At 42.7% G+C, this 18,873-nt stretch carries 18 protein-coding genes; 9 read left to right on the forward strand and 9 right to left on the reverse strand.

What is annotated here, in order from left to right; translation table 11 throughout:
• Nucleotides 1-3: 3 nt before the first annotated feature.
• The 4 genes from NPE20_RS20790 (at nt 4) to NPE20_RS20805 (ending at nt 3,741) form a co-directional block, all read left to right on the forward strand.
• Entirely contained in the window at nt 4-399 is a 396-nt protein-coding gene (locus NPE20_RS20790; RefSeq protein ID WP_256540627.1) for a VanZ family protein, read from the forward strand.
• A gap of 291 nt (nt 400-690) precedes the next feature.
• Nucleotides 691-906, forward strand: coding sequence for a FeoA family protein (locus NPE20_RS20795; protein WP_067057508.1), 216 nt, complete (start codon nt 691-693; stop codon nt 904-906).
• A 9-nt stretch (nt 907-915) separates the two neighbouring features.
• Nucleotides 916-3,030, forward strand: a complete 2,115-nt coding sequence (gene feoB / locus NPE20_RS20800) for a ferrous iron transport protein B (protein ID WP_256540628.1) — start codon at nt 916-918, stop codon at nt 3,028-3,030.
• 96 nt (nt 3,031-3,126) lie between these two features.
• Nucleotides 3,127-3,741 (forward strand): SprT-like domain-containing protein, encoded by a 615-nt coding sequence (locus tag NPE20_RS20805; protein ID WP_256540629.1) that lies wholly within the window; start codon nt 3,127-3,129, stop codon nt 3,739-3,741.
• Between the two features lie 177 nt (nt 3,742-3,918).
• Here the strand turns inward: NPE20_RS20805 and gltX are convergent, their stop codons facing one another.
• The 7 genes from gltX to NPE20_RS20840 form a co-directional block, all read right to left on the reverse strand.
• Nucleotides 3,919-5,439, reverse strand: a complete 1,521-nt coding sequence (gltX, locus tag NPE20_RS20810; RefSeq protein ID WP_256540630.1) for a glutamate--tRNA ligase — start codon at nt 5,437-5,439, stop codon at nt 3,919-3,921.
• 391 nt (nt 5,440-5,830) lie between these two features.
• A complete protein-coding gene (locus NPE20_RS20815; protein WP_256540631.1) occupies nt 5,831-6,679 on the reverse strand; it encodes a transglutaminase-like domain-containing protein in 849 nt (282 codons plus the stop codon).
• Nucleotides 6,669-7,406 carry a proteasome-type protease gene (locus NPE20_RS20820; RefSeq protein WP_256540632.1) on the reverse strand — a complete coding sequence of 246 codons (738 nt, stop codon included), beginning with the start codon at nt 7,404-7,406 and terminating at the stop codon, nt 6,669-6,671. The genes NPE20_RS20815 and NPE20_RS20820 overlap by 11 nt, the downstream gene beginning before the upstream one ends.
• Nucleotides 7,407-7,421: 15 nt before the next feature.
• A complete protein-coding gene (locus tag NPE20_RS20825; protein WP_256540633.1) occupies nt 7,422-8,396 on the reverse strand; it encodes a transglutaminase family protein in 975 nt (324 codons plus the stop codon).
• Between the two features lie 14 nt (nt 8,397-8,410).
• Nucleotides 8,411-9,346 carry an alpha-E domain-containing protein gene (locus tag NPE20_RS20830; RefSeq protein WP_256540634.1) on the reverse strand — a complete coding sequence of 312 codons (936 nt, stop codon included), beginning with the start codon at nt 9,344-9,346 and terminating at the stop codon, nt 8,411-8,413.
• Between the two features lie 51 nt (nt 9,347-9,397).
• Nucleotides 9,398-10,846 carry a circularly permuted type 2 ATP-grasp protein gene (locus NPE20_RS20835; RefSeq protein ID WP_256540635.1) on the reverse strand — a complete coding sequence of 483 codons (1,449 nt, stop codon included), beginning with the start codon at nt 10,844-10,846 and terminating at the stop codon, nt 9,398-9,400.
• A gap of 286 nt (nt 10,847-11,132) precedes the next feature.
• On the reverse strand, nt 11,133-12,332 hold the full coding sequence (locus tag NPE20_RS20840) for a glycosyltransferase family 87 protein (RefSeq protein WP_256540636.1): 1,200 nt from the start codon (nt 12,330-12,332) through the stop codon (nt 11,133-11,135).
• Between the two features lie 165 nt (nt 12,333-12,497).
• Between NPE20_RS20840 and NPE20_RS20845 the strand changes: the two genes are divergently transcribed.
• Complete coding sequence (locus NPE20_RS20845; protein WP_256540637.1) at nt 12,498-14,453, forward strand: glycoside hydrolase; 1,956 nt, start codon at nt 12,498-12,500, stop codon at nt 14,451-14,453.
• A 54-nt stretch (nt 14,454-14,507) separates the two neighbouring features.
• Here the strand turns inward: NPE20_RS20845 and NPE20_RS20850 are convergent, their stop codons facing one another.
• Nucleotides 14,508-15,161 carry a hypothetical protein gene (locus NPE20_RS20850; RefSeq protein ID WP_256540638.1) on the reverse strand — a complete coding sequence of 218 codons (654 nt, stop codon included), beginning with the start codon at nt 15,159-15,161 and terminating at the stop codon, nt 14,508-14,510.
• 86 nt (nt 15,162-15,247) lie between these two features.
• Nucleotides 15,248-15,880: a hypothetical protein gene (locus NPE20_RS20855; RefSeq protein WP_256540639.1), complete on the reverse strand. Its 633-nt coding sequence runs from the start codon at nt 15,878-15,880 to the stop codon at nt 15,248-15,250.
• A gap of 218 nt (nt 15,881-16,098) precedes the next feature.
• On the opposite strand from NPE20_RS20855, the gene NPE20_RS20860 reads away from it, so the two are divergent.
• The 4 genes from NPE20_RS20860 to NPE20_RS20875 all read left to right on the forward strand — a co-directional run bounded on the left by NPE20_RS20860 (nt 16,099) and on the right by NPE20_RS20875 (nt 18,838).
• A complete protein-coding gene (locus tag NPE20_RS20860; protein ID WP_256540640.1) occupies nt 16,099-16,830 on the forward strand; it encodes a GDSL-type esterase/lipase family protein in 732 nt (243 codons plus the stop codon).
• A gap of 5 nt (nt 16,831-16,835) precedes the next feature.
• Nucleotides 16,836-17,213 carry a nuclear transport factor 2 family protein gene (locus tag NPE20_RS20865; protein ID WP_256540641.1) on the forward strand — a complete coding sequence of 126 codons (378 nt, stop codon included), beginning with the start codon at nt 16,836-16,838 and terminating at the stop codon, nt 17,211-17,213.
• Nucleotides 17,214-17,289: 76 nt separating this feature from the next.
• On the forward strand, nt 17,290-18,066 hold the full coding sequence (gene xth / locus NPE20_RS20870) for an exodeoxyribonuclease III (RefSeq protein WP_256540642.1): 777 nt from the start codon (nt 17,290-17,292) through the stop codon (nt 18,064-18,066).
• 85 nt (nt 18,067-18,151) lie between these two features.
• A complete protein-coding gene (locus tag NPE20_RS20875; protein ID WP_256540643.1) occupies nt 18,152-18,838 on the forward strand; it encodes a GNAT family N-acetyltransferase in 687 nt (228 codons plus the stop codon).
• Nucleotides 18,839-18,873: the final 35 nt, after the last annotated feature.

Below are 18,873 nucleotides of genomic sequence, written 5' to 3' on the forward strand. Positions count from 1 at the left end.
TTGATGAAATTAACGCTAAAATATTACGGGCCTGCTATTTTGTGGGCCCTGTTTATTTTAATAATTTGTGCTATACCATTTGGCGATGTTGGTAGCTCGAGCCTGTTTTTCCCGGGGTTTGATAAGTTGGTACATTGCGGTTTGTTTTTTGTGCTATCGGTGTTGTATTGTTACGGAAGCATAAGAAAGTGGCAAACCCGTAGTATCCGTATCGAAATAGCAATGAAAAATACAATAGTGCTTGTTAGCTATGGCGCCTTTATTGAAATGCTGCAGAGATATATTTTTACCTGGCGCAGTGGCGATTGGAACGATCTTTTAGCCGATAGTATTGGCGCATGTATGGGAATATTTGCGGTGTTGATAACCAGTAATGCGATCAATTATGAAAACAATTAAGTACTTATCCGTGGCTTTGATCTTAACAATCGCGCTATCTTCATGCGGGTTGTTTAAGAAAGATTGTAACTGCCCGCATTTTAGTAATGCAAAGGCATCTGTCAAAAAAAGAACTATCATTTAATTACTTCGGGTAAAGACACGTTTTTGTTGAGATTTAAATACCGTCTTTGCTTCTTTGTAAGTCATAACCCGCGAACTTTTTCTGCCATTTAAATTTTACAATCCTACTTCTATCCTTATTTGGATTTGTTTTAAATAAGCTTACATTTGTAATCTAATTTTACGCAAATGACGCTTGAACAGCTTGGAGTAGGAGAAACAGGAATAGTAAAGGAATTTACTGATCTTGAAATGTCTGTAAAGCTGATGGAAATGGGTTGTCTTCCCGGCGAATCTGTAAGGGTTTCCCGCATTGCCCCGCTTGGCGATCCTATCGCTATCCATGTATCAGGTTATCAGTTAAGTTTGCGCAGGTTTGAAGCATCAACCATAATTTTGCAATAGTATTCTCATTTGAAAGCTGATATCAGAGTAGCGCTTGTAGGAAATCCAAATACCGGTAAATCGACACTCTTTAATGCACTAACCGGTTTAAATCAAAAAATAGGAAACTTTCCGGGGGTTACTGTTGATAAAAAAATTGGTTATACCCAATTGCCTGATGGCCGCCGTGCCGAAATAATTGATCTTCCGGGTACTTATAGCTTATATCCAAAAAGCAGGGACGAGTCTATCGTGTTTTCTGTATTGGCCGAAAAAGCTACTGAGCTTACGCCCGATCTGATCATCGTTATACTTGATGCTACCAATCTTAAAAGAAACCTGCTTTTATATACCCAGGTTGCCGATCTGAAGATCCCGGTTATCATCGCCCTTAATATGATCGACCTGTCTAAAAAGGCAGGTATCGATATTGATATAAATAAACTGGCCGAAAAACTGGGCGTACCCATTATTCCGGTATCAGCCCGTAAAGTTGAAGGGATTGGTGAGCTAAAAACAGCTATATCCTACGCCAATAAGTTTGCCTTACAGCAAGAAAGCATTGATGTAAGCGCCCTGGCCCCGGGGATCATCGAAAGTATCAGTAAAGAGATTGATACCGATAACCCGTACTTTGCCCTACAGCTGGCACATCAGCACGAAACGTTAAAATTTTTAACCCCGGCCCAAAGCGACCGCATTGAAGAGTTAGAAAAAGAACACGGCTTTCATTCGCAAAAAGCGCAAGCCAGCGAAACCATTGCACGCTACAATTACATAAACGACCTGCTTTACGATACTGTTAAAACGCCCGTAACAGCGCATGATGAATCGATAAGTAATAAGATAGATAAAGTACTTACCCATAAAGTATTTGGCTTTATTATTTTCATGGGGATATTGCTATTTATGTTCCAGTCGATATTTGCCTGGTCAGAATATCCAATGTCACTAATAGAAGGCTTGTTTGTTTGGATAGAAGGAGGCTTGCGTACCCTGCTGCCTGCCGGGCCATTAGTGAATTTGCTGATTGACGGCGTTGTTGCCGGCTTAAGTGGTGTAATGGTATTTATCCCGCAAATTGCTATCCTGTTCGCTTTTATATCTATCCTGGAAGATACAGGCTACATGTCGCGTGTTACGTTTATGATGGATAAGATCATGCGTAAGGTTGGCCTTAATGGTAAATCGGTAGTGCCGCTTATTGGTGGCTTTGCCTGTGCTGTACCATCCATCATGAGTACCCGTACCATCGAGAATTGGAAAGACAGGATGATCACCATTATGGTTACGCCATTGGTTGCCTGCTCGGCCCGTTTACCGGTTTACACCTTATTGATAGCATTGGTTGTGCCCAACCGTAACGTGTGGTGGATCTTTAACTTGCAGGGTTTGGCCTTAACTGGAATGTATGTGCTTAGTTTGGTATCGGCTGTGGTGGTAGCCTATGTAATGAAATTTATATTGAAGGCCCGCGAGCGTGGATACTTCATTATGGAATTGCCGGTGTACCGCATGCCCCGCTGGAATAACGTGTTATTCTCTATGTACGAACGTTCAAAAACCTTTGTGCTGGAAGCAGGAAAAGTAATTATCGCGGTATCAGTGATACTATGGGTGCTGTCATCTTATGGCCCAGGTAACCGTTTCGCCAATATCGAGAAGAAATATCAGCAGCCGCAGTTTACCAAAACTATGACGCCGGATAGCCTAACCCGTATGATATCTACCGAAAAACTGGAGAACTCATACGCAGGTGTGTTAGGCCACGTGATTGAGCCGGTTATTAAACCATTAGGCTTCGATTGGAAGATAGGCATCGCTTTAATAACATCATTTGCCGCACGTGAGGTTTTTGTAGGCACCATGGCCACCATTTATAGTGTTGAAGGTGATGCCGACAGGATAGACTCTGTACAGGATAAAATGCGGAACGCTAAAAACCCAAATACCGGCAAACCTGTATTTAACCTGGCAGTTGCCTTTTCGCTGATGATGTTTTACGCTTTTGCCATGCAATGCGCCAGTACTGTTGCCGTAGTTTACCGCGAAACCAAAGACTGGCGCTGGCCCGCCGCCCAGTTTGTATACATGACCGCCCTGGCTTATGGGGCCGCATTTTTGGTTTATAATCTTTTGAAATAGATTGCGCTAAAAATTTATTGTCAGTACATTTTAAGCTTTCAGCTTTGGCCTTTCTGCTTTCCACCCAAACCCTTATCTTTGATACAGAGGTAAAAATTGGATAAAGTAAAAGTATTAGCACAATATCTTCCCCCTGATGCGGCACCGCTTATTGGCCGCTGGATAGATTACTTTAAATGTGAGTTTAAAATTTCGCGTAACCGCGGCAGCAAGTTTGGCGATTACCGTGCGCCGCACTCCGGTAAAGGGCACCGCATATCTGTAAATTTCGATCTTAACCCTTACGCTTTTTTGGTAACCACAGTACATGAGTTTGCGCACCTGCATACCTGGAACGAGCACAAGCATAAAGCCAAGCCACACGGCACCGAGTGGAAGAATAATTTTAAGAAGATGATGCAGCCTTTTTTTGAAAAGGAAGTATTCCCCCCGGATGTAAAGCATGCCATTACCAGCTATTTGAATAACCCTGCTGCATCAAGCTGTTCTGACCTTACCCTGTACCGCTCGCTTCGTAAATACGATGCGCCTAAGGAATCGGTGCATACGGTAGAGAAGCTGCCGCTAAAGGCTTTATTTAAGCTAAAGGATGGGCGCGTGTTCCGTAAGGAAGAGAAATTGCGCAAACGTTATAAGTGCATAGAAGTAAGCACCCGAAGAGTTTACCTGTTTAGCCCCGTGGCCGAAGTAGAAGTGATAACGGAGGCGTAACGAGATAATATTGTAAACAACAAAGGCGCAATATTGCGCCTTTGTTGTTTAACCGCCAGTTCAAGCGTATTCACTTGAACTCTAAATATGGGCAGAGTCTACGCCGCCGTTATTGTAAGCGTGGACGCTTACCTCATCATCATTCAAGCGTAGACGCTCGAATGGGCGTATTGTTATTTATGCTGTAAACGCTTCTAACGCTTTCTCTATTCTTATTATGGTTTCGCTTTCGCCCAATAGTTTGGCTATATCAAACACATGAGGACCAAACTTGCCACCCACCAACATGATACGGAAAGGCAGCATTACATCGCCAGCCTTTAAGCCTTTTTCTTCGGCAAGTGCTTTAAATTTAGCTTCCAGTTCGGCAGCGTCAAACGTTTCGGTACTGCTTAGTATGCCGATGAAAGCATTAAAGAAATCTGTCTTAGCATCGGTCCATTTTGGTTTCACTGCGTTCAGGTCATATTCGGCAGGCTGTTGGAAAAAGTATGCAGCTTGCTGATAAAAATCAGTCAGTAAAACGCAGCGGTCTTTAATGGTATCTATAACTTTAAGCAAATAAGCTTCGTCTTTTACAATAACATTATTGGCCTTTAATATATCCCATACCTTCAACTTCAGCGTTTCGGCATTGGTACGTTTTATCCACTCGGCATTATACCATTTGGCTTTTTCGAAATCGAATTTAGCGCCTGCTTTACTGATACGTTCGATAGAGAATTTCTCTATCATCTCATCCAGCGAGAAGATCTCCTGGTCGGTTCCATCATTCCAGCCCAGCATGGCCAGCAGGTTTAAAAATGCTTCGGGCAAAAAGCCTAATTCGCGGAAACCTGGTGTTAATTCGTTAGTTTTAGCATCCCACCAGTTCATGGCATAAACTGGGAAGCCAAGGCGCGCGCCATCGCGTTTGCTTAGTTTTCCGTGCCCGTCTGGTTTTAAAATCAAGGGCAAATGCGCCCACTCTGGCATATCGGCTTTCCAACCTAAATACTCCCAAAGCAGGATATGTACCGGTGCCGATGGTAACCACTCTTCGCCGCGGAAAGCATGTGTTATCTTCATTAAATAGTCGTCAACCACCACAGCTAAGTGATAGGTTGGCATACCGTCAGCTTTAAGTAATACCTTATCATCAACCTGGTTAGTTTCAAAACTAACGTGGCCACGTATCATATCATTAAAGTTGACGGTTTCACCTTCCGGCATTTTTATGCGGATAACATGTGGCGTACCATCATGCAGTAGTTTTTCAGTTTCCTGCAAAGGCAGGCTCAGGGAATTGCGCAGGCCGTTACGGGTTGCAAGTCCGTATTGGAAATTTGGAACTTCTTTACGTTTTTTGTCAAGGTCTTCTGCGGTATCAAAGGCATAATAAGCATGGCCTTCGGCTACCAGCTTCTCGGCATATTGGCGGTAGATAGGTTTGCGTTCGCTTTGGCGGTATGGGGCATACTGGCCACCAACAACCGGGCTTTCATCCGGCGTTATGCCGCACCATTTTAAACAATCTAATATGTATTGTTCGGCACCCTCTACATAGCGGTTTTGGTCGGTATCTTCGATACGCAGCACAAAATCGCCTTTGTGTTTTTTAGCAAATAGGTAATTAAACAAAACGGTACGCACCCCACCCAGGTGTAAACCACCTGTTGGACTTGGCGCAAAACGGACTCTTACTTTTTTATCTGACATTGCGAGGCAAAGATAAACGTAATAACCCGAAGCCAAAAGTTTGATGTGAAATGTGGCAAGGATGCTACAAAAAGATGTCATCCAGAGTTATCAAATCCTGTGGCCTTTGAAGTTGCAATGACAGAACTTACGGAGGCATGCAGCGTGACCGACTATATTACTTGCAAGTTTCCCTGTGCCAAGTTTGGATTTAATGGTGGCGTTATTTCGTCAGTAGCCTATTTCTAAAGTCGCTTATTATCAGTTGTTTATGTGTTAGCGATGGTGTTCACGGCCGTGAACGTGAACACTTCTCACGCCGTTTACTAACAATTGTCATGGATAGCTTGTCGGAGGATTTGCCTGTTTGCTAATAGTTCGACAGGCTCAACATGGCATTTAGAAGGCTCAATTACAAATACGTTATCCCATCAAAAACCGATTTGGTATAATAGATCGGCTCAAAAGGCTCATCATTTAACATTTGACAATCAGCTTTTACATGGGTGCAAAATACATCGCCAAAAATGCTGGCAATAGCGGCATCAGCGGCATCGCGGCCGGTGGCTATTTTAACAAGGCCATTTAATGGGGCAAGCTTGGTGGCATCAAACAAGATCCATTCGCCACCTAAATACGCTTCAAAACAGGCATGAAAATCGGCGGGGACAAGCTTATAAGCATAGCCTGTAAAATAACGTGCGGGTATGGTAAGCGCACGGCAAAGTGCTATACCCAAATGGGCAAAATCGCGGCAAACGCCGGCTTGTTGGGTAACGGTATCATAAGCCGATGTTTCGGAATTACTGAAACCGCTCAGGTATTCCACATTTTTGTGGATCCACTCGGTAACGGCAACTACCTGCCGATAGGTATTATCAATGTTACCAAAGGTATTATTGGCTAAACGGTAAAGCTTGTCCGACTGGCAATAACGGCTTGGATTTAGGTAGGTTAACACAGCAGGGTCAAACTGACTTACGGGTACTTCCTGAAAATCGCGGTAATCCCGTACTTCGTAGTAATTATCAACCGTGGCCTCGTATTTTATGTTAACGGTGCCGGTATCGGTGATATCCAATCGTACAAAACGGTTCTCGCCGTTGGTTGAGGGAAGTTCTTCGGCCTTTATGTAGGGCTCGATGCTTAGTTTTTCGTCCAGTATGATTTGGTGTGCGGTACGCAGTGCATGTACATTTAATATTAAAGTGCTTGGCGCCTTCACATCATATCCTAACTCTGCCGAAACTTTAAATTTCATCTTTTACATCCGGTAATTTTGAAAACGCCTTTTCCATCCACCCACCCGGTATATTTACCAGTGCAGCTTTTAATTCGTCGTCCCATTGTGTTGAAACACTGGCCATGTCTTTTTGTGTGTATCGCTGTTCAACCAATGTAAAAGTATCTTTTTTATACAGCGCGATATCAATAGGAAAATCCACGTTGTTACTGCTCACCCTTGTAGAATCGAAAGATAAAAAACCAGCTTTTAAAGCCAAATGCATGCTCGAATCTTCGTCTATCGTTCGGTTTAAAATAGCTTTGCCATGGCCCGAATTACCTATGGCTACAAATGGGGCTCCCTGTCCCAGCTCAACCCAGTTACCTTCCGGGTAAAGCAGGAAAAGTTTATGTTCTTCATCGCCCTTTAACTGCCCGCCAATTATTGTGTTCAGATCAAATTTAAAGCCGGCTTTTTCAAGTGTTACACGGTCTTCTTCAGCCACGCGCCTCACTTGTGCCCCAAAAGCGTTAACCGCCTGGTAAAGTTTATCAAAGGTTTGTGTTTCTACCAGTTCATGAAAGTAAACAACGGCTTTATCACGTACCGATCTTAAACCGCTGGTCATGATAAACATAACGCCACCATCTTTTTGTACGGTGGTAAGCTTTTTTTTAACCGTAGTTTCTGTGCCCGATGTGATGCGTGTATCGGCAAGTGCTATTAAGCCCTCTTTAACTTTTATTCCTAAACAGTAAGTCATTCTTTTAATATTTACCTATTGCTGCTGTTGTTGCTGCTGAATCATCTCCATGTACTTCGCATAGCTATTGCGCGATGCAACTACAGAAGGTTTTACATGATTATTATTAACGGTAAATATATCTTTTTCCTGATGAATTTGTCCATCCTCGTGACCAACAGAAACGGATACCTCCAGGCGGTGACCTGCTGCACCCTTGTACACCCCCTTAACCGGCGAGCAGTCAGAAAAGTTACGGCCTACAGCCAGGCGCACATGGTTTTCATTGGCAATGCAATTATTTGTAGGGTCGATGCCTAACCAGCCATAACCGGGCAGATAAGCTTCGGCCCAGGCATGTGTTGCGCCCTCGCCACGCATGCCATCTTTATTGGGGCAGATGTAACCACTCACATAACGCGCCGGGATGCCAACCAAACGCAACATTACCATTAACAAGTGGGCAAAATCCTGGCAAACGCCAGCCTTTAATCCCCAGATCTCGTCGAGGGTGGTCTCCACGGTAGTTACGCCTTTTATGTACTCAAAGTTTTTGTAAACGTATTTGCAGAACTTGAGCGCAGTATGGTAAGGTGTATCTTCCGCTTTGCGTTCGGCTTCGACTACCGGCCGTAGTTCGCATAGTCCCTCAAAGTATTCCTGTTTTAAAAAATCAATATAGGGGACAACATAGCGCAGGTTAAACAGCTCGTTCCATTGCTCTGACGAGAAAATGTTATCGAGCGGTAAAGGACGCGGGTGAGTAATAATAGATAGCTGCGAACTGATCACCATTAAATTATGTGGTTCGGTATAGGTAAAGCTGCCTACCTCGTTGCCGTAATAATCGATATAAGTATCTACCTGCGGATGTCCGCTTATGGCAAGGTCATGTTTTAAAACATCCTGGTAAACATCAACAATGGGGTATAAAATTATCTTGTTGGCACTATCACGTACAAAGCCGTCGTAAGCGTATTTAGTGATATGTTGTATTTTAAATTCTGGCATGGTGATTAAAATTATCAGGAATTTGCAAAGTAATATTCGTTAAGCGAGTTGCCTATGCGATACAGATCTTCGCGCAGGCTGGTTAAATATTGGTGCAATCCCACCTGGCTTATGCTTTTAACCGAACTATACTTAATATTGCTTTGCAGCTTACCTATTTGAAATGATATCTCGCGGTAATCGTTCACGTTGCTGTTGTTTTTCAACCTGTCAAAATATCGCTGAATGTTGTTTACCGAATATATAACAGATCGCGGGAAGTCATTGTTCAGAATAACCTGCTCAATTACATTATGCGCCTCCAATCCATCGCGGTAGGTTTTCTGATAAAGCTCATAGCCACCTATTGATAGCAGTAGGTGTTTCCAATAAGTGATATCAAGCAACAGGTCCGGATTGTTATTTATCGGCCCAAATTTTACATCCAATATATCTATCGACTGTATGGCGCGTTCCAGGTATTTGCCAATATTCATAAAGCTGCGGGCCTGCCCGCGCTCCATGGTGATTTCTGCCGTGCCATAATAAAGCATGACCTCTTTTATCAGCACATCTAAAACGCCAATAGGGTCGTCCTTTTTAAGTCCGGAGGCTATCTTAGGCTCTTTAACGGCATGATAATATTCATTCAAACATTGCCACAGATCTTTTGGGATATGTTCCTGAACGCTACGGGCGTTTTCGCGGGCAAGGGTAATAATGTTGAGGATAGAATTTGAGTTCTCTTTATCTATCACCATAAACTTTAAAACCGCGCGACTATCGTTCCCCAGCTTTTCTATAAGCGCCTCATCCGGCCCCGAAAATATGCGGATCACCGGTTCCCAGGTAAAGCCCTGCACCGAATCTTGCGACGACGCATAGTTGGTTTTCAGCATTCTTAAAATACCATCACTACGTTCAATGTACCGGCTTAACCAATAAAAACTTGCTGCTACCCTGCTTAACATATATTCCTATTTCGGATTTCTCTTGTTTCTTGATACTAATTTCTTGACTCCTTAAGACAGCACCCACGTATCCTTACTACCCCCGCCTTGCGAACTATTCACCACCAGCGAACCCTCGGTTAAGGCAACACGGGTTAGCCCGCCTGGTACTATCTCTATGCCATCCGGTCCGCAAAGGGCGTATGGCCTTAAATCTATGCGTCGTGGTTGTAATACACCCTGTATATAACACGGCGCTGCCGATAGGCTAATAGTTGGCTGCGCGATGAAGTTCCTGGGGTCTTTCAATATCTCCAGTTTGTATTTCTCAATCTCTTCCTCGCTTGATGCATGGCCCATCAGCATGCCATAGCCACCGCTTTCGTTGGTTTTTTTAACCACCATGGTATTAATGTTCTTGAAAACGTATTCACGTTCATCCTCGTTAGATAAACGATGTGTTGGTACGTTTTTAAGCAATGGTTCCTCGTTCAAGTAATACTTGATCATATCGGGCACATAGATGTACGTCGCTTTATCATCAGCCACACCATTTCCAATTGCGTTTACAATAGCAACATTGCCTTTGCGATATGCTCCCATTAAGCCGGCCACGCCTAAAACACTGTTGGGGTTAAATACCAGCGGATCTAAAAAGTCATCGTCAACACGGCGGTATATTACATCAACCTGCTGCAGGCCGGTAGTGGTTTTCATGTAAACCTTGTGGTTGCTCACTACCAGGTCGCGCCCTTCTACAAGCTCAACCCCCATTAAACGGGCAAGCGTGGTATGCTCAAAGTAGGCCGAATTATATATACCAGGACTAAGCAAAACTATGGTAGGGTTGCTTATTTGCCTTGGTGATAGCGAAAGCAGGTTCTTATACAGGATAGACGGGTATTCGGTAACGCTGCGTACACCGCAATTTGGCAACAGATCCGGGAATAAGCGTTTGGTTATCTCGCGGTTTTCCAGCATATAACTTACGCCCGAGGGGGTGCGCAGGTTATCTTCCAGCACATAAAAAGTGCCGTCGAAATCACGGATCAGATCGATACCAGCTATGTGCACATAAACATCATAAGGTACATCCAACTGGTACATCTCGCGCAGGAAATGCGGGCAGGAGTACACGATATCTATCGGCACAATACCATCTTTTACAATAAACTGGTTATGGTAAATATCTTTAAGGAAAAGGTTAAGCGCTGTTAGCCTTTGTTTGATGCCTTTCTCTACAAAATCCCACTCGGCGGCGGTAATAACACGGGGGATAATATCAAAGGGGAAGATCTTTTCTATCCCTTCGCCGCTATTGTAAACGGTAAAGGTAATGCCCTGCGTCATGAACAGGCGTTTAGCCAATTCTTCCTTTTTATTTAGGTCATCCGGCGATTCTTTGGCTAAATATTCAATTACTTTTTGATAATGATCCCGAACTATACTGTTTTCGCTGTACATCTCGTCCCATACGCCGTTTATTAAGTTATATTTTTCAAAATGTTGCGATTTGTACATATAAATTCCTGTTAATGTGTTAAAAGGTTAACTTTTTCTCATAAAATATTTATTATAGGCGTATAATTGCCTGTATAATTATTAATATTTGGTAATTTATGAAAAAATATGAATAATTAATGCAATATTTATATTAAAATATAATATTATCATGAAATTTTTGAATAAAACGGATAGTATGGGCTATTGGTAATAATCTATTGCAAGTTTTATTGCAGCAGATAACAGTTGAACAAGCAAGTTGAAACTGTGTTTGTGTACAAGATCAATTTTTTCCGGAATGTTTTTAGGCGGCAACAGGTTGTTGTCCCTCTAAAGGTAGTTTATCGTGAGTAAAATCTTTGAAAAGGAGCTCCCAGGCTATTTTGAACCAGATAATAATGCATGGGTAGGCTTTTATTGCGTAGTTCTGCATCCAGATCCTCGCCGGTTTCGGGAACGCATCCGAAGGGCCTAAGCCCGTTACAACCAGCAGCAGTACCAGCATTGCAATATTGAATGGCGTAAATGGGTTTTCCTGCATCATCATATAAATAACTGCGCCTGCAGTAGCTATAATAAAGGTAGGATGCTCTGATGCCGTGCTGAATATTACCACCATTAGCAATAACGAGCACATCACCTGCAACTGAAACTTCAAAGACACGTATTGCTTGAACCTAAGTAACGATGCGCCAAATATTGCCGCACCACTTAGCAGAAAAGGCCAGTTAGGAATAGAGCTGTCCTGAAACAAGCGCCTTGTTACACCCATAATACACCAGTCGAAACCCGTGGTAAGGCTTTGGTTAGTTAGGTTTTTGGACGATAGCGCCGCAAACCAATCCTTATAAGTTTGTATCAAAAACTCCGGCCCGGAAATGATCGCCGGAAGGCAAAGCAAAATTACCAGCCATACAAACGACCAGATAATGTATTGCACTTTATTTTTAGAGAACACAAAAAATGCCAGTCCAACAATGGGATAGATCTTCATAAGCGCGCCAAAAACGGTAAAAAAAGTGCTCCAAAACGCCTTTTTTCGCCTTACAAACGTAAAGCTAAGGATGATAATGGCTGCAATTGTAGGGTTGAACTGCATGTAGTGGCTGGAGTTGGCAAACTCGATGGCGCAGAGCAAAAGGATAGCCGTTTTGGTGCGATTGTTAAAAGGCAGGGTGTTGATGGCCCATAGAAAAATAGCGGCATTACCTACCTCCCAAAAAAAGAAACCTAGCCATTCCGGCATCAATGCCAGGGGGGCTATAAGTATTGTAAATGCCGGCCCGTATATGTACACGTCATAATACTCTTTGGGATAGTGCAAGTACAGGTTAACGTGATCCCGGAAATGGTAAAAGGAGGTACGAAATATGAGGTAGTTATTATCGATATGCCTGAAATACTTAAGCTGCCAGCAGAAGATAGCTACGGCAACGTATAGGATGCAAGTCCACTGGTAGCCGGTTAGATTAAGGAATTTTTTTGGGGATAATTGCTCGCTCATTTTGCAGGCATAAATTAAAGGAAAAATTATTTATTCCCTCAATGTTAATTTTGCAGTTTAGCCATGCACCATTATTTGGTAGTTTTTTATCAAATTCTGATACATAAAATGCATTTATTGCACCCTTGTTTATTAGGCGTTATATTAGGGCACATCATATCAATTATGAAACCACTTACTACCTGCAAACACAAGATTTTAACCTTCGCCCTTTTTATACTTTTCTTTATCCCGGCAAAGCAGCTATTTGCCCAGGCCGAATTGATGCCTTATGGTAACTTAAACGGCATCCGTATAAAAGGCCAGCTAATGGAGTTTAATACCAACCTTGCCGTGGTTGGCGAAAACTGGTCGAAGGTAAGGGCTACAGCAAAGGAAATGCAGAAACCCAAATTTAAAAGGAACGGCGATACCGAGATTGTAAATACCAATATTGATAGCCTGTATTTTACCGAAACAGTAAAAGACATAGGCAGCGGAAAAATAAGTGTCAATATTAAATGTGAAGTAAGAAAAGACACCACCATTAAAGGCATTTATTTAGGTATAAGGCTACCGAAAGAAATTTATGGCACAAGCACCGTAGATCTAAATAAAGTAAATGAAGAACTGATTAGGCCACGGGGCGAAACCGGATTTCAAACAGATTACGCCAAAGGAATAACTTATACAGCAGCTAACCAAAAATTCAGCATCAGCTTAAATGAGGCAGCCGTAATTCTGCGGCAGGATAGCAGCGCAAAAAACCACATTCAGCTTTATTTGCCCATCGCATCTGGTTCGCTTAAAAAGGGTGAGGTATTCGAGAAGACCTATACCATAAAGGTATCCGGGCAGGTGGATGGATCACCGGCAACATTGCAATTGGATACTGCTGTGCAGGGGAGCCCCTTTGCCGGACTGGGCGGTAACTTTCGCCTGCAAAATATGAAAACCGACCCGCAGGTTATTGATTATTGCCTTAGCAACCTGCGCGTTGCCTGGAGCCGGGTTGAAATGCCCTGGAGAAACTGGCAGCCCGACATGAATACCAACCCAACCGCCACCGCGGATAGCGGTAAGTTAAACGACCATGTTAAAAAATCGATGGAGATGGCGCAAAGGCTGGGGAAAATGAATATCCCGGTTATTCTATCGGCATGGGCGCCGCCGCAATGGGCGGTTGAGGGGCCACTGCAATACAGGCCAACTCCGGCCGGCGTTTGGGGTAACCCTTTAAACAAGGCCAATATGCCCGCCATATACAAATCGATTACAGATTATATTCTTTACCTGAAAGCGCATTACGGCGTAGAGGTAAAGTATTTTTCCTTTAATGAATCTGACCTGGGCATCAACATCCGCCAAACGGGTGAAGAACATGCCGAACTGATAAAAGGGCTTGGCGCTTACATGGCTTCGAAAGGATTAAAAACTAAACTATTGCTGGGCGATAACTCTGATGCTACCACTTACAAATTTATTTACCCGGCTATGAATGACCCGGAAGCAAGGCCTTATATCGGCGCTGTATCCTTTCACTCGTGGCGTGGCTGGGGTGCCGAAACTCTACAGAAATGGGCCGATGCTGCCAAACAGCTTAACGTGCCCTTGTTGGTAGGCGAGGGTAGCATTGATGCGGCAGCATGGGCGTATCCGGCGTATTTCGAGGAGCAATCGTATGCGCTGGAAGAGATAAATTTGTACACCCGTTTGCTGGCCATATGCCAGCCCCTTTCTATTTTGCAATGGCAGCTCACCGCCGATTATTCGCCGTTAACAGGCGGGGGTATTTTTGGTGATGATTCGGAATTGAAGCCTACCCAGCGTTTTTGGCAGCTGAAACAGTTAGCATCAACACCCGAGGGATTGTTTCACCGGCCGTTTGTTGCCGATAGAAAAGATATTTCATGCGCCGCGTTAGGCAACGCTACCGGCAACCAATACACTTTACATATTGTAAACAACGGGGCTGCCCGCCAGGTGCATATAAAGGGCTTACCATCTACCGTAAAGCAATTGGTAGTTTATGTAACCGATAAAAAACAAGCGATGAAACAGGTAATGAAAATTGATGTAAGCGACCACGAAGCCACATTTAAACTGGGTGCACGTTGCTTTACTACGCTTATGGCTAAATAGATCAATAAAAAGCCTTAAGTATTTAGCTTAAGGCTTTTTATTGATTGGTGAATACTACTTGCCAAATACGTAGTTAACCGAAAGGTTTAACGAGTTGGCGAAATTTAAACCAAAACTATTAGATGTTCCTTTTGAGTATCCATCAGTAATTTGATGTGTGTAACTAATATTACCCATTCCTGCTGAAAGCCCTAATCTTTTTATCGGGAAATACACAAAATCTAAACCTATCCCTCCGTTATAAATGTCGTTCTCACTACTGTAGTAACCCGGCGTGAAATCGCTGTTTAAATAACTTTGTTTTGAATTTGCATAAGTAAGATATGGGCCGGTTCTGATACCTATTTTGTTATCATATAAAAAGTATTTTCTTAAATAGATAGAACTGTTGAAGCCATGCGACTTTTGCAATGGCCAATTGCTACTGTTAGTATACTCTTGCTTTGATTGCCCGTAACCTACAGATACCCCGATGTCTAATTTATCTGCAATAAAATAACTGTAATTAGGCGCGAAACTGTAGTAGGTTTGTTTTCCGTGAGAATTGACCCCATAGGTGTTATCGTTGGTGTTTAACGATTTATAATCTGAACTTGATGTTGAAAAACCAAAGCTGACGCCCAGCATCTGGCTGCCTTTTTCGGTTTGTGCTTTAGCGGTTTGAATGGCAACGATTGATACGAATGCCAAAAGGAGTTTTTTGTACATAAATTGTTTGTAAGGTTTTTTGATTGAAAATTGAGCGAGTGACGGCAAATCCTGCATTTGACCGTTTAAACAGTAATTATTATAATTTACTTACCAAATACGTAGTTAACCGAAAGGCTTAACGAGTTAACAAAGGCTAAATTGAAACTGTTAGATGTGCCCTGTGTATTATCATCACTTTTTTGATGATAATAATTTGCACTGCCTAATCTGGCCGCAAGGCCTAATCTTTTTACAGGGAAATAAATAAAATCTAAACCAATCCCACCACCATAAATGTCATTGTGAGTTTTAATAATAGGATTATAAGAGTATTCCTGGGTTATGCTCTCGTAGCTAAGATACGGGCCGGTTCTGATCCCAATTTTATTATCATATAAAAAATATTTTCTTAGGTAGATAGAACTGTTAAATCCACGTGATTTTTGATTTTGAATGTCGGCGAATTTCTGACTTGAGCCTCCAAAACCTGCAGATACTCCAAGATCTAATTTATCCGCGATAAAATAACTGTAACTGGGAGCGATGTTGTATGATTTTGTTTTCCCGTGAACATTTGGTCCATAAGAGTTATCACTGGGGTTAAGGGCTTTAGTATTTGAACTTGTAGTAGAGAAGCCAAAACTAGCGCCCAGCATCTGGCTACCTTTTTCTGTTTGTGCTTTAGCGGTTTGGATGGCAATAATTGACACGAATGCCAGGAGGAGTTTTTTGTACATGTAAATTGTTTTAAGGTTTATAAATTGATTCTGAAATCGGCTGTATGACGGCAAATGCGGCATCGGGTTTAACCGGTTAAGCAACAATTTTTGTTATTTAATATAAAGCGCTTATAATGTGCCCGTTAATTTTATCACTGCCCGGGTTTTCTATAAAATCCCTTTATGTATTCAATCCAAGAATGTAAATTTGAATTTGTCACCTATCGCTAACCATAATGAAATTAACCTATCTGTTACCCATCCTCCTTTTATCAAGCCCCATATTTGCTCAGCAGCAAAAAGCAGATTCATCAACTAAAGTAATAACCGTAAAAGAAGATTTTAGAGATGACTGGGCCGATCTGCGCCATTACGGGGCGGCGAATAAAGTATTAGCACCCGCTGCACCCAATGATAAACGGGTTGTGTTTTTAGGCAGTTCTATTTTTGAGAATTGGAAAAAGTTGGTGCCCGAATATTTTGATAACAAGCTATATATTGACCGTGGTATAAGCGGACAAATATCCCCGCAGCTGCTTATCCGTTTTAGGCAGGATGTAATAAACCTTAAACCTAAAGCTGTAATTATACTGGCAGGCAGTAACGATATTGCAGGCAGCACCGGCCATGTAACCAACGAGCGTATTATGGATAACATCAAATCAATGGTTGAACTGGCCCGGGTTAACCATATAAAAGTTATCCTGTGCGCTTACTTACCCGTTTATGAGTACCCATGGCGTAAAGGGATGCAGGCCGCTGACAAGATCATCGCCCTGAACACTTTAATAAAAGCTTATGTCGCCAAAAACAAACTAACCCTGCTGGATTATTTTACACCACTCGTCGATAGTCGCAATGGCCAAAAGACCGAATTAACACTTGATGGTGTACACCCCAATGTTGCCGGTTATAAAATAATGGCCAAAATAACAGATGAAGCAATTGCCAAAACATTAAATAGATAAATGCTATGGAAGATAAAGAAACCATAGTTAAAAACTATGTGAATGCTTATAACAATTTCGATGTGAATGGGATGATGGCTGATATGGATCAGTCAATTGTATTCGAGAATGTAGCGGACGGTAAGGTAAATATGGCGCTTAACGGGCTTGATGAATTTAAAGCACAGGCCGGGCAATGGAAAAACTTGTTTAGCAGCAGGCAGCAAACTATTAAAGGCTTTACACATACAAATGAACAAACCGAAATTGAAATAGCATACCATGCCATCTTAGCTATCGATTTGCCAAACGGAATGAAAAAAGGCGACGAGCTGAATTTAAGGGGCAGATCGATCTTTAAATTTTCGGGAGATAAAATCGTTGGAATAACAGATATCAGTTAAGGGAAATGATTTGAAACTATTCATCCTTAGTAAGCATTATATTTGATTTTAATAAACACACTTTTTAGCCTGACCTATGAAAATAGCCACCTATAATGTTAACGGTGTAAATGGCCGCCTGCCGGTATTACTGCGTTGGTTGCAGGAAACAACACCTGATGTTGCCTGCCTGCAGGAATTAAAAGCTCCCGATGAAAAATTCCCGGAGGAAGCCTTAAAAGAGCTGGGCTATAAAGCGATATGGCATGGGCAAAAAAGCTGGAATGGCGTAGCTATTTTAGCCCGTAATACAGATATCCGCGAAGTAAGGCGTGGCCTGCCCGGTGACCCTGACGATACGCATAGCCGCTATATTGAGGCAGAAGTAAACGGTATAACTATTGGCTGCCTTTACCTGCCAAACGGTAACCCCGCCCCAGGGCCAAAATTTGATTACAAGCTGCGCTGGTTTGATCGCTTAACAGCCCACGCTGCAGAACTATATGCATCCGGCAAGCCTGTGGTATTAACCGGCGATTACAACGTTATGCCAACCGAACTGGATGTTTATAAACCCGAACGCTGGGTTGAAGATGCCTTGTTTCGCCCAGAGACCCGGGCGGCCTTTAAAAATCTTATAGAACAAGGCTGGACGGATGCCATCCGCAAGCTTAACCCGGATAAGGTTATTTATACTTTTTGGGATTACTTCCGTAATGCATACGGCCGCGACGCCGGTTTACGTATCGATCATTTTTTGCTTAGTCCGCATTTGGATAGCCGCCTGCTAAACGCGGGTGTTGACCGCCATGTACGCGGGTGGGAAAAAACAAGCGACCATGGCCCGGTGTGGATAGAACTGGCCGATAAGTAGTGCTTATCTATCAATTACTGTAACAAGAACCAGGTGCTAACCTTTAGCCAATGTTTTAATTTGCTTTTTTTATAGGTTTGCCTTAATGGAACACGTACTGGATAACCCTGCATGGAGCGCCCTCATATCTGGGAATAAGCATTTAGCCTTAGGTAACGATTTTGTAAAATACTTTGATAGCGAGGTTTCGCCCTTTGCCGGGTTCAAAGAAAATACGCCGGAAAATTTTCAGCGCTTGTATGAACTAATGCCCTATAACAGGCCGGTACTGTTTGTTGCAACCACAGAAATAGAAATACCAAACCCATGGAAGGTGATAAATACCATAAAAGGGTTTCAAATGGTATGCGAAACAGCAACAACAGAAAAAGTTAATACGCAGATAAAAGTACAGCCGCTTGTAAAGGAGCATATCCCGCAAATGCTGGCGCTTACCCAATTAACCAATCCGGGGCCGTTTGCTTCGCGCACTATAGAATTTGGGCACTACCTGGGTGTGTTTGAAGGCGACAAGCTGGTGGCTATGGCCGGGCAGCGTTTGCATACTTCTCCTTATGCAGAGATCAGCGCGGTTTGCACACATCCCGATCACTTGGGTAAAGGTTATGCCCGGGAGCTGTTAATATATCAGATCAACCGTATTAAGGCGGCAGCCGAGGTGCCGTTTTTACATGTTAGATATGATAACGAACGGGCCGTTAATGTTTATAAAAGCCTCGGTTTTTCTATACGGACTGAAGTGTTTTTTTCTGTGATGCAAAAGGAAAAGTAAAAAAAACCTTTTCGCGGAAAAATAACGACACACAA

The organism is Mucilaginibacter aquariorum, assembly GCF_024498135.1.
In the GTDB taxonomy this organism is placed as follows: Bacteria; Bacteroidota; Bacteroidia; order Sphingobacteriales; family Sphingobacteriaceae; genus Mucilaginibacter; species Mucilaginibacter aquariorum.